We start from the raw sequence: 11728 nt of genomic DNA, 5'->3' as shown, positions 1-11728 counted from the left end.
CGACCTATCGGTGTTAAACGGGCATTCTTGTGCATGTTCATTCGGGCTTGCCTCCAAGGATGGTTGAAGCGTGGTAACTCCAGTCTCCTCGGTCTGGCCCGAATGGACAACCTGTTGAAAGCTCACACCTAGAGAGAGTGCGCAAGGGCCTCAGAAAGGAGCTGAAACCGTCCCAGAGCCGGACTCTCAAGGGAGACCGGAAAATCCTGCTGAAACGCGCTCACGAAGTCTCAGACCGGGAGCGCCTCATCATGGAGACCTGGACAGGCGCGTTCCCGCAACTGCTGGCCGCCTACGAGCACAAGGAGCGCTTCTACGGCATCTGGGACGCCACCACACGGCTCCAGGCAGAAGCCGCCCTGGACGAGTGGATAGCCACCATCCCGAAGGGCCAAAAGGAAGTCTGGAGCGATCTGGTCAGGGCAGTGGGAAACTGGCGCGAAGAGACCATGACCTACTTCGAGACGGACATGCCCGTCACCAACGCTTACACGGAGTCCATCAACCGACTGGCCAAGGACAAGAACCGTGAAGGGCGCGGTTACTCCTTCGAGGTGATGCGGGCACGAATGCTCTACACCACGAAGCACAAGAAGAAGGCACCGACTGCGAAGGTCTCTCCTTTCTACAAGAAAACCATCGGTTACGGACTGCCGGACTTCGCAGAGGAACTCAACTACGGAGTCGATCTATCAACCATCTGAGGGTGGTATCAGATTGATGGGGTGAAGGTGCCCCATCAACCATTAAATCCGTATACCCGAAATTATCAAGGTGAAAATAGATTTCTGGCTACCAAGTGTAAAAAGCCGACAGATGAATTTTGGGAACGGATCAGAAGAGATTTAAAGTTCTGAGTGCTGGCTGGTATGTCATTTAAAATGGGCGAGGGGTGAACTGTCTTGTATTAAAGTCAGCCTTGTCTGGTTCACCCCTCGCCCAATCAGTCAATATTGGGATGCTAGTAACTTGCTCGACGTAACCTCAGTGCATTCGCAATGACTGATACCGAGGATAAGCTCATGGCTGCAGCTGCAAACATTGGTGAGATGAGAATGCCAAAGAACGGATAGAGCAGACCCGCAGCAACAGGCACACCGGCTGCGTTATAGACCATCGCAAAGAAGAGGTTTTGCCGGATATTGCGCATCGTTGCTTCCGAGAGTTCTCGGGCTCTAACAATCCCGCTCAAGTCACCTTTGACGAGGGTGAAACCAGCACTTTCAATTGCAACATCAGCGCCCGTACCCATCGCAATTCCGACATCAGCCTGAGCAAGAGCAGGGGCGTCGTTGACGCCATCACCTGCCATGGCTACCTGATGGCCTTCAGCCTTGAGTTCCATAATTAAATTGGCTTTGTCTTCTGGGGAGACATCGGCCCGAATCTCGTCAATGGAAAGTTTATTGCCAACGGATTTTGCTGTTCGTTGGTTGTCACCGGTTGCCATGACGATTCTGAAGCCTTGCTTCTTGAGCGCCTTTAAAGCCTCCAACGTCGTGTCCTTGATCGGATCGGCTACGGAAATGAGCCCGGCAATTCTTCCATCAATAACGACATGCATTACCGTCTCCCCCATATCTCGCCGATCATTTGCTGTTTTATCAACAGCAGAATGATCGATATTGAGAGTCTGAAGGAGTTTACTATTACCTAGGGCAACCGACTTGCCATCCACCTTTCCGGTGACGCCCTGACCGGTTACAGCTTCAAAGTCCTCTGCCTTATCAAGGGACAAGCCGCGCTCCTGAGCAGCACTAACAATGGCGTCAGCCAATGGATGTTCGGATCCTTTTTCGAGCGCCGCAGCGGCAGAAAGAACTTCCTCCTCCTGATAGTCTGATTGAGCGATTACACCTGCTAGTTTCGGTTTACCCTCTGTCAAAGTCCCGGTTTTATCGACGATGAGCACATCGACCTTCGCTAATCGCTCCAGGGCCTCTGCATTTTTAATGAGCACACCAATTTGCGCACCACGACCGGTAGCGGTCATGATTGACATTGGTGTTGCCAAACCAAGAGCGCAAGGACACGCAATGATCAGAACAGCGACTGCTGCGACAAGCCCGTATGACAATGACGGATCTGGTCCCCAGATGGCCCAAGCGACGAAGGCAACTAAAGCAACCAGGATAACAGCAGGCACAAACTTGCCTGCAACCGTGTCTGCAACCTTTTGGATTGGCGCTTTGCTTCGCTGAGCATTAGAGACCATATCAACGATTTGGCTCAAGACAGTATCTTTGCCAACCCGTTTGGCTTGGATAATCAGGCTGCCATTCCCGTTGATTGTTGCTCCGGTTACATCATCATCTGGATTCTTTTCAATTGGAACGGGTTCACCCGAGATCATGGATTCATCAACTGACGATCGTCCTTCAACGACAACGCCATCGACAGGTATCTTGTCACCTGGACGAACTCTCAAGCTCATTCCGACGGTCACATCTTCAAGAGGAACTTCCCGTTCAGAACCATCATCTTCAATAATGCGGGCTGTTTTTGCAGCAAGACCCAATAACGCCTTGATTGCCGAACCGGTTCGTTCCCGAGCCCCCAATTCCAACAGTTGGCCAAGAAGCACAAGGACAACGATGACAGCTGCAGCTTCGAAATACACACCGACATGTCCCTGTGCGTCTCTGAAGCCATCAGGAAAAATACCCGGAGAAATCACTGCGACGACGCTAAATATATAAGCTGCGCTAACGCCCATCCCGATCAAGGTGAACATGTTGAGAGAACGGTTCACCACAGAATGCCATCCACGAACCATGAATGGGAAGCCGGACCACAGGACAACAGGCGTTCCGAGAACCAACTCCACCCAAAGAGTAACGCGTTCTCCAATCATTTCCCGGATGAAACCCAAACCAACAAACGGCCCCATCGTTAGGACAATAAGCGGCACCGTAAGAGCTGCGCCTAACCAGAATCTCTTTTTGAAATCCCGAATCTCGGGGTTTGGTGCGTCATTTTCTGTTGGCATATCCATCGGTTCCAGTGCCATTCCGCAGATCGGACAGGAACCAGGTTCGGATCGTATGATCTCTGGATGCATCGGGCAGGTGTAGCGACCCGAAGTCGATGACGAAGCGCTGTTTGCAGCAGATGTCTCTTCCTCTGAGGACAATACGCTCTCAGGAGAGCTATCGAACTTGCCCTTACATTTCTGCGAACAGAAATAATATGTCTCACTGCCGTACCGAGAGCGTGGTGTATCGGCATCCACCGTGACCGACATACCGCAAACAGGATCCGTCGACTGTCCTGATTGATCAGACATTTTGTGATTATCCTGGTGCTTCTTATGATGATGATCAGACATGGTCTGCTTCCTGCTGTTATGCTGCAATGTCACTGCGGTTTATCAATGTCCTGAGTGATCGTGACTGTGCGCCTTGGCCGATTGGTTTATCCAGTTTGACAGGAACCAACGTTCAAAAATGAACACAGCAACGATCATCAAAGTTGCAATGAGAACAATGGATGGGTCGCTTTGCAATTTCATGCCGGCGAAAACGAGCAGCACGATGATGTCAAAGACAATTGCTGTAATCATTACAAAGCCGCGTGCTCCTATTTCTTGTCGTAGGTACTTAAAGCATCCCCAGTGGATGAGCACATCCATGACCAGATAGAAAAACACGCCAAGTGAAGCGATCCGGCTTAAATCAAAAAAGATTGTCAACAGCGCTGCCACGACAACCGTGTAAACAAGTGTGTGGTCTTTGATTGAACCCGACATTCCAAAATGACTATGCGGGATCATCTCCATATCGGTCAGCATCGCGAGCATTCTTGACACCGCAAACACGCTTGCTAGCAAACCGGACGCCGTCGCAACGACTGCGAGCAGCACAGTCAGATAAAATCCGATGGGCCCCAATGCTGGCTGTGCAGCTTGGGCGAGGGCATAGTCTTTGGCTTTTATCAGTTCGTCCAAGTCAAGGCTTGAACCAACAGCAAGCGCCACGAGAATATATACGACAACGCAAATCAGGATTGAGAACGTAATCGCACGACCCACATTCTTATGAGGGCTCACGATTTCAGCACCACTGTTTGTGATCGTTGTGAACCCTTTGAAGGCCAGAATTGAAAGAGCAATTGATGCGACAAAACCGGCCAATGGAAAGCTCGCGCCGTCGGGTGATGACGGCTCGAACGAGTATCCACCAGCCCACAGCGCTGCAATTGCAAACAATGCAATGCCGCCGATCTTCAACGCGGCCATGACCATTGAAAACAGGCCAACCGATTTGTTGCCAGCTCTGTTAACAGCATATGCAAAAATTATCAGGCAAACACCCAATACCGGTATAAGAACTTCAAGCTCTGTCAGGTCAAACGCCCGCAAAACATAGGTTCCAAATGTTCTTGCGACCAAACTCTCGTTGATGACCATCGAAAAGGCCATCAGCAATGCTGCGCCGCCTGCTATGGCTCCCGGCCCGTATGCTTTTTGGAGGATCATTCCGATCCCGCCTGCAGACGGGAAAGCATTGGACATCTTGATGTAGGTATAAGCACTAAAAGCAGTGACAAGTGCGCCAAACAGGAACGACAACGGGAACCACTTTCCTGCAAGTTCGGCAATTTGTCCGGTCAAAGCAAAAATTCCTGCTCCGATCATAACACCGGTGCCCATGGATATGGCGCCAAGGAGCGAGATACTGTTTTTCTTGTATTCTGCCTGATGATCCATTCCTGCCTCACATTTGGTGTTTTTGGTACGCGATGCCGTTTGCTTCTTGCAGCTCGCGTATATAACGAATGATCCGTGCTACCTGTTCCGAACTGACCTGAGGCTGGGCTGGCATATCGCCAAAGGGCCAGTGATGTTGTTTTGCCCCGTTTTGAACAGCTAGATAGAATGCGCGATCTGAATGATGTCCCGGATTGTAGATCCGGTGTATCAGCGGCGGGCCTTGTTCTGTGCCGCTTGCATTGCGTCCGTGACAGGCAACACAGTTCATATCGAAAAGCTGGTTTCCTACCATGGCTTCCTTGCTGAAACTGGGGAGCGCAATTCCGCTATCGGTCAGTTCAAGATCTTTGATGTCATCTTTCCCGGGCAGAAACGAATTCAGGGTCATGGCGATGATCCCTACTGCGAAAAAACCGATAACCAAATACTTTGGCCAATTGATTTGTTTTTTCATTTTCTTCGGGCCTTTGTTTTATGCGTATGTATCAAATATTCGAAGACACGTGAGACCAAGGGAACTAGTCAACCCTGGTCCTGTTGCTGCCGCCTATTGATTTCGCTGAACTAGCTTGGCGATACGTGAGTTTGTCGGCTAATTGCGCTGCCATCGACATAGGTATCTGGCGACACTTCAAATTTCGAACGACAGGTGTCTGAACAGAAGTAGAATACTTCACCGCCATAAATGGCTGTTTTGGCGATGCGCGGATCGACAGTTTTATGACAAACCGGGTCAACGGCGGACTGAGGGTGCTCCCATCGGATTGCCTCAGCCTGACCGTCCGCTTGTTTCTTATTGTGGGTGTGCTTTTTGTGCCCAAACATGTGAGCACCGCAACCAAAGCGCATCATCAATATGATGAAGGCTCCCCAAAGCAACCAACTGAGAATATTTTCCATTTCTCTTCGCCATCCCATAAATACCTTTAGGTATGACTGTTCCGTCTGAAAGCAGCATGGTGCAGAACACCAAGGCTCGATCTGTACGCATGCCATCGGCAGGTGCAGAACCCAGAACAGTTATTCGCTATTTGTTCGGGAGGATCAGGATATGGGAGGCTGGAAAATCCATGACCGAGATACCGGCTGAAGGGACACTTCTTCTATCCCGTTCTGTACATGGGAAAACTCGGAAACCGGTAGGATAATCTCGGTAAGGACCGCTGATGTGGAGTGACAAGAAACCTGAGGGCAGCACGAAGCCAGGTCATGCTGGTGTTCAACGTCAAAACCATTGAGTTCTGCAGAATGCGCAGGAAAAGATCCAGTCGACGCGACTGCAATATGGGGAGCAAGCATTATAGCGCTAATCCCGACGAGCAGGATCAGTACGGCGCGTATTAGTGCTTGCTGTGCATTCATTGATCAAACTTCCTTTGGGCAGTAACGTAACACTTATGCCCTTAAATATCGAGTTACGTTGACCTACCTCAATTAAGGGGACGTTTTTTTTAACCGACTTCAGACAGAACCGTTACATCTGCAAGCCGGTTGTCCGTACTGTTGATTTCCTTTGAGATGTAAGGTTTGATTTCGGAGTATCTGACGTGAGCATCGGCTTGCGCCTGATAGTAGCGAAAGAGCTCTTTTAGCGGAGCGCCCATGTCTTTGTATGCAGTTAATACTGCGATTAGAGCCCCGAGCGTGAGATCGCCTTTTATCACCAGATACCCTCCAATTGTGTAAAAGAAGAAGGGCGTCATCTGTGATATGAAATTGTTTAAAGACTTCATGGCGAACTTGTTCTTGTGGATAGAGAGACGAAGGTCGTGAAGTCGCTTGTATGACCCGTAAATATCCCGGGCACCTGGCTGGTTATCGTTTGAGATGTTCCCTATCTTCTCGCCGAGAACTCTGACTTCCTTCAGCCGCGTTCGAGACAAAGCATTAATTTTCTTCTGGAATCTGGGGATGACAAAAATCTGAAGCGGCAACAGTGCGGTTGCGGCGATGCCCAAAACCAAATCTTGCACGAGCATGAAAGTCAGAATCGTCAGGAATGTACCGCCTTGTAACAAAGGCAGCACAATCGACTCTGCAGCATATCCAGCTACGGGCTCTACCTCCTGCACAATAACCGGAATCAATTCCCCTCCTTTGGGGGATGGCTTTCGAAAGCTGAATTTTGAAATATCAAGCCGTAGGCGGCGTGACATGTGTTCTGCCAGCGCACCGGATTGCAAATTAACCTGATATTTCAGCCAGCCATGCACGCCAATCGCCAATAAAAAAAGCAGACAGAGAGTAAGTAAAGCCATCGTTTGAGAGAACTCCATTCCTAAATAGGTAACTGGAAAATGTCCTGACTCAATGGCGTTGTTGATGATCAACTTCGGAAGCTCGAGGCTCATGTAAAGAGCCGGCAAAGAGGCCGTCGCCAGTAGCCCCAGTTTTATCTGCCGCTTCCATGAAGCTCTGAATATGTACTGCAGGAGCGCTGTTCCGCTCTTTGCCGAGGGCTTTTGAGCCTGTTGCGCAAGAACAGATCTGCGGCGTCTTAAAGCCCTGTATCCCGTCGCGCTGAGAATAATAATTAGCGCAACCGGCACCCCAAACACCACCAAATGGAATACAAGATGAACCCACCAGTGTGCATCGCTTGATATGTAGTGCGTCAAGCGATGCCCCATATCGTGGACGATTTCCATCATTGTAGTTAGGTTCCTTGAGAAGGTTCGGCAAAACAGACAGGGAGGAAAGTCCTCCCTGTCGTGTGATGCTTAGAAAAGAAGGCGGAGACCGGTTACGAGGTAAGTTGCCTCGTAATCTTCGCCGTCATCTTTTGCAAAGTCTGCGGTTTTGCCGAGTTTCCGCTCATAGGCAACCCCGATATACGGTGCAACGGCACGGTCGATGAGGTCATAGCTAAGCCGCAGTCCGATCTCTGCGCTTGAAAACCCGCGTCCGACCTCAATCTCGCGATCGTCAGAGAACGCAGCATTCAGCTCAAGCGAAGGTGTGAGGATTAAACGATTGGTCAGCAAGCCTTCATACTCAACATCAAGCCGCGCACTGCCGTCTCCGGTCTCGCTGACAAACAGGTCAGCGTCGACTTCAAACCATTGAGGAGCAAGCCCCATGATTCCAACGGTTCCATACCAACGATCTGTTGTGCTTGGCGTATCCAGACGAATACCGGCTTTGGCATCGAAAAAGTCGCTGATTGGTGTTTGCAGGACCAGTCTGTTCTCGAAGTTTTCGTAAAGGTCGTTTTTGAGATCACGCTCGCCTTCGCCTTGCCAACGTAACTTCAGTTCATCGGTGCCAACAAATGCATCACCATCCCAAACGAAAAGATTTTCCCCTTCGTCACCAGAGCGGTATTCAAACTGCTCCATTTGAATGCCATAGAAGATGTGATTGTCTGCTTTGGCAGTGAACGAGAAGGACAGGATCGTGGAAAGAACACCACCACCAATCGCGGCCAAAGTTAGTGTTTTCATTGTTATTGAACTCCATTCTCAAGTGCCGCGACGGCTGGACCGCCCTCTACAACCACTTTTCGGAACATGCCAGAAGCCATGTGATAGCTAAGGTGACAGTGGAAAGCCCATTGCCCAGGTTCATCAACTTCGGTTTCCGAATAAACGGTCATGCCAGGGTTGATATTTATGGTGTGTTTAACCGGATCCCATTTACCGTTGCCAGTATCGAGGATTGACCACATCCCGTGCAAATGCATCGGGTGTGACATCATGGTCTCATTGACGAACTTGAAGCGCACCCGTTCGCCATATTTCAAGCGGATAGGTTCTGCATCTTCATATTTGACGCCATTGATTGACCACGTATAGCGTTCCATGTTTCCGGTAAGGCGCAGTTCAATTTCACGCGTTGCAGGCCGTTCAGGGTACAAAGGCTTCTGTGCCTTCAGGTCGGCATAGGAGAGGAACTTTCCGCCATTGGCTGCTTTTGGTGTCAAACCACTTCCAGCGGCATAGAAGGGATCATCTTTGGACATTCCCATCTGAGAATGATCCATTCCGGCCATATTCGAATGGTCCATTCCAGCCATACCGTTCTCGTTACCACTGCCCATCGAAGAATGATCCATTCCGGCCATGCTACCGTGATCCATTCCCATGTCCGCCATTGTCAGCAACGGAGCGTCCATGCGTCTGGCTGGCATTTCAGCTTTCAACCCTTCTTGCGGCGACAACGATCCGAATGCATAACCCGAGCGTCCCATTGATTCGGCCATGATTGCATACGGCTTTTCAGCTGTCGGCTGAACAATCACGTCGTATGTTTCTGCAACCGAAATGCGGAATTCATCAACCTTGACCGGTTGAACATTGTTGCCGTCAGCCTGGACAACAGTCATTTCAAGTCCCGGAATGCGGACGTCGAAGTAAGTCATGGCCGATGCATTGATGAAGCGCAGGCGCACACGTTCGTTTGGCTCAAATAGTCCGGTCCAGTTTTGTTCCGGTGATTTACCATTGATGAGGCCGACGAAGCCCTGAACGTCTTCAATATCTGTTGGCATCATGCGCATGCTGCCCCAGTCTCCACGTTCAGAGAGAGTTTCTCCCAAACCGTTTTCCGAAACGTCGGAGATGAAGTCTCCGAGCGTGCGTTGGTTACGGTTGTAGTAGTCCGGCATCATCTTTAGGTTGCGCAGAATACGCGCCCCGGAATGAGGGTGCTTGTCTTTCAGAACAACGACATATTCACGGTCGAACTTGAATGGCTCGCGTTTTTCGGGTTCGATAACAATTGAGCCGTAAGCGCCATCTGGTTCCTGGAAGCCAGAGTGGCTGTGAAACCAATAGGTCCCGCTCTGTTTGACAGGAAAGCGATAGGTAAAAGTCTCGCCCGGTTCGATCCCGGTGAAGCTGATGCCCGGCACACCGTCCATCTGGTAGGGAAGGATCAACCCATGCCAATGGATAGATGTAGTCTCGTCCAGGTTGTTCGTCACGTTGATGACGGCATCTTCGCCTTCTTTGAGGCGCAAGGTCGGACCGGGCGAGGACCCGTTATAGCCAATTGCTTTGGTTTTCATATCACCTGTGTCGATGGTAACGTAATCGACAGACAGATTATAGGTTGCCGCATACCCTGCTGTTGACACAGCAATAGTGCTTAGCGCCCCCAAAAGGGCACGCCCAAGAAGTTTTCTCATTCTCATGATCTCCGATGGTTGAGGTGCGCCAGAGGCAACAGGGAGGGATTCCCTCTGGCGCGAGACCCTGCGCAGTGGTTACTGCAGGCGAACTTTACCGACCATGCCGCTCTCGTAGTGGCCTGGTACATTGCACGCAAATTCAAGTTCTGCGTCTTTCGGGAAGGTCCAGATCACCTCGGCAGAATCACCCGGCTCCAGAAGCACGCTGTTCGGATCGTTGTGCTTCATGGTTTCGCCGTTCCCCATGTCCATTTCCATCATGTCCATGTTGATTTTGTCTGCTTCAAGGGCCCCATGTTCCATCATCATCATCATTTCTTTTTGATGGTCCGCGTGCATGGCTGCGGTGCCAATGTTGAACTCGTGAACGAATTCACCCTTGTTTTCGACTAGAAAACGAACGGTTTCGCCGCCGCGAACAACAATCTTTTCCTTGTCATAGAAATTGTCTTCCATCGTGATCCGAATTGTCCGGCGAACATCAGAGATATCGCCAGGCGCTCCGATTTCGACGCCATCTTTATGACCGCCACTATGACCCGCACCCGCAAAGGCAGGTGATTGAAGACCGACAAGCGCGCCAAGAATAAAGGTTGAAACGCTAACACGACGCATAAGGGAATTCTTGAAGTTGGGCATATACATGCTCCTAATAGATATTCAGTAAGAAGGCCCTTGTCCCATGTTCAATCACGACAACAGTCTGCGCTGCTGTAATTCAGGCAAAACGCTGTTTCATTCGAGGAACAGTGATTGAACCAGGCAAAGGGATGTTCGGAAAACCTGAAATATCTCAGGAACGCGGAGGCTTGCCTCTAACGTCCAAACCTGCGGAAGTCAAAGTCAGGTCCTGATACCAGTATGTTACCGCAAGCACCGTTGGGCTGGAAGACAGAACACCTTCTACTTCTTTAACGAACGGGCCGCAAACCGCCATACCGCAAAGATCCGCATGCATGTCACGTCGATCATGTTGCGAGCTATCAGAAACATCGATCATGACGCCGTGATGATTGTCATGGCCATGTCCCGAACCTGCTTGCACACCCTCAACCCCCGACAGCAGAACTGTCATGGCTATCGCGATTGCAAGAAAGCAGGAAAGAATGCGCACGGAACGTTCCTTAGTGATGCATTGCAACATACGCAATATCGGGCTCCCCCGGTTTCGTCAAGTGGCAATATTGTGGCAAAGACAGACTATTTCACGAATTTACATCTGCTGCTTGAGCCATCAGCAAGGTGAAAACAATAGATTACTGCATTCGTCGCCATGAAATCACGTTATGCGCTACAGATGAACAACCTGTTGTGCTGAGTTATTCACTAATCTGCGGGTATGACTTGCTAACAATCAATTTATAGATGAAGCACAATCAAATCCTATTAAATGCTGCGTAACCCAACAATTCTCCTAGTCTCTGGATATGGGCACAGAGGTGCAGCAATAGGATTTACTGTAGTTCGATATAGACAGCATCGCATCCTTGGGATAGAAGTAAACCATGCTCAATCGCATCAGGTTTTTGACCATACTTTTGATAGCTGCTTTTGCCGTCGGGACAAGTTTCCAGACGGTCAATGCTGCTGTTATGGAGGTCGGGATGCCGATGGCGGAATTGGCAATGGACAATTGTCAGGATTGTTCTGGCAGCGGCGACATCATGCCGGACTGCGATATTGCGTGCCCTCAGGTATCAACTATCGCAATTTCGCCTGTACAAGTTGCAATACCTGCACTCGCCTCAGTCGAGCATTTCGGGCCGACAGGCAGCCTTACCGGCCGCTCAAACTCTCCCGATCCATTCCCTCCCAGAACCAACACTCTGAACTGATATCTCCTTAATCCGTTTTGGTTTGAGGATATCAGTGTCATGGGGCATCAC

General features: G+C 50.1%; 10 protein-coding genes and 1 pseudogene. 2 read left to right on the top strand and 9 right to left on the bottom strand.

Annotated elements, in window-relative coordinates:
* Window positions 1–128: 128 nt before the first annotated feature.
* A pseudogene (locus J7395_RS19360) lies at window positions 129–704 on the top strand (ISL3-like element ISPpu12 family transposase); the annotation flags it as partial.
* 257 nt (window positions 705–961) lie between these two features.
* Here J7395_RS19360 and J7395_RS19355 read toward each other — a convergent pair.
* The 9 genes from J7395_RS19355 to J7395_RS19315 form a co-directional block, all read right to left on the bottom strand.
* Window positions 962–3328: a heavy metal translocating P-type ATPase gene (locus J7395_RS19355; RefSeq protein WP_209223223.1), complete on the bottom strand. Its 2367-nt coding sequence runs from the start codon at window positions 3326–3328 to the stop codon at window positions 962–964.
* A gap of 42 nt (window positions 3329–3370) precedes the next feature.
* A complete protein-coding gene (locus J7395_RS19350; RefSeq protein ID WP_209223221.1) occupies window positions 3371–4708 on the bottom strand; it encodes an APC family permease in 1338 nt (445 codons plus the stop codon).
* Window positions 4709–4715: 7 nt separating this feature from the next.
* Window positions 4716–5165: a cytochrome c gene (locus tag J7395_RS19345; protein WP_247742296.1), complete on the bottom strand. Its 450-nt coding sequence runs from the start codon at window positions 5163–5165 to the stop codon at window positions 4716–4718.
* A gap of 110 nt (window positions 5166–5275) precedes the next feature.
* On the bottom strand, window positions 5276–5611 hold the full coding sequence (locus J7395_RS19340) for a YHS domain-containing protein (protein WP_064781637.1): 336 nt from the start codon (window positions 5609–5611) through the stop codon (window positions 5276–5278).
* 551 nt (window positions 5612–6162) lie between these two features.
* Complete coding sequence (locus J7395_RS19335; RefSeq protein ID WP_064781636.1) at window positions 6163–7362, bottom strand: ABC transporter ATP-binding protein; 1200 nt, start codon at window positions 7360–7362, stop codon at window positions 6163–6165.
* A 69-nt stretch (window positions 7363–7431) separates the two neighbouring features.
* Window positions 7432–8154 carry a copper resistance protein B gene (locus J7395_RS19330; protein ID WP_063093944.1) on the bottom strand — a complete coding sequence of 241 codons (723 nt, stop codon included), beginning with the start codon at window positions 8152–8154 and terminating at the stop codon, window positions 7432–7434.
* A gap of 2 nt (window positions 8155–8156) precedes the next feature.
* On the bottom strand, window positions 8157–9839 hold the full coding sequence (locus J7395_RS19325) for a copper resistance system multicopper oxidase (protein WP_064781635.1): 1683 nt from the start codon (window positions 9837–9839) through the stop codon (window positions 8157–8159).
* A 78-nt stretch (window positions 9840–9917) separates the two neighbouring features.
* A complete protein-coding gene (locus J7395_RS19320) occupies window positions 9918–10481 on the bottom strand; it encodes a plastocyanin/azurin family copper-binding protein (RefSeq protein WP_101270329.1) in 564 nt (187 codons plus the stop codon).
* Between the two features lie 154 nt (window positions 10482–10635).
* Window positions 10636–10992: a hypothetical protein gene (locus tag J7395_RS19315; RefSeq protein ID WP_209223219.1), complete on the bottom strand. Its 357-nt coding sequence runs from the start codon at window positions 10990–10992 to the stop codon at window positions 10636–10638.
* A gap of 355 nt (window positions 10993–11347) precedes the next feature.
* Between J7395_RS19315 and J7395_RS19310 the strand changes: the two genes are divergently transcribed.
* Complete coding sequence (locus J7395_RS19310; RefSeq protein WP_063089330.1) at window positions 11348–11677, top strand: hypothetical protein; 330 nt, start codon at window positions 11348–11350, stop codon at window positions 11675–11677.
* Window positions 11678–11728: the final 51 nt, after the last annotated feature.

The organism is Thalassospira sp. A3_1, assembly GCF_017744215.1.
GTDB classification, from domain to species: domain Bacteria; phylum Pseudomonadota; class Alphaproteobacteria; order Rhodospirillales; family Thalassospiraceae; genus Thalassospira; species Thalassospira lucentensis_A.
This window is presented reverse-complemented; position numbering and strand designations above follow the sequence as displayed.

Excerpts from the sequence above, each read along its gene's own strand:
- J7395_RS19330 (WP_063093944.1), bottom strand. The coding sequence starts at position 8,154 with ATGAAAACACTAACTTTGGCCGCGATTGGTGGTGGTGTTCTTTCCACG.
- J7395_RS19340 (WP_064781637.1), bottom strand. The coding sequence starts at position 5,611 with ATGGAAAATATTCTCAGTTGGTTGCTTTGGGGAGCCTTCATCATATTG.
- J7395_RS19310 (WP_063089330.1), top strand. The coding sequence starts at position 11,348 with ATGCTCAATCGCATCAGGTTTTTGACCATACTTTTGATAGCTGCTTTT.
- J7395_RS19355 (WP_209223223.1), bottom strand. The coding sequence starts at position 3,328 with ATGTCTGATCATCATCATAAGAAGCACCAGGATAATCACAAAATGTCT.
- J7395_RS19345 (WP_247742296.1), bottom strand. The coding sequence starts at position 5,165 with ATGAAAAAACAAATCAATTGGCCAAAGTATTTGGTTATCGGTTTTTTC.
- J7395_RS19335 (WP_064781636.1), bottom strand. The coding sequence starts at position 7,362 with ATGATGGAAATCGTCCACGATATGGGGCATCGCTTGACGCACTACATA.
- J7395_RS19320 (WP_101270329.1), bottom strand. The coding sequence starts at position 10,481 with ATGCCCAACTTCAAGAATTCCCTTATGCGTCGTGTTAGCGTTTCAACC.
- J7395_RS19325 (WP_064781635.1), bottom strand. The coding sequence starts at position 9,839 with ATGAGAAAACTTCTTGGGCGTGCCCTTTTGGGGGCGCTAAGCACTATT.
- J7395_RS19350 (WP_209223221.1), bottom strand. The coding sequence starts at position 4,708 with ATGGATCATCAGGCAGAATACAAGAAAAACAGTATCTCGCTCCTTGGC.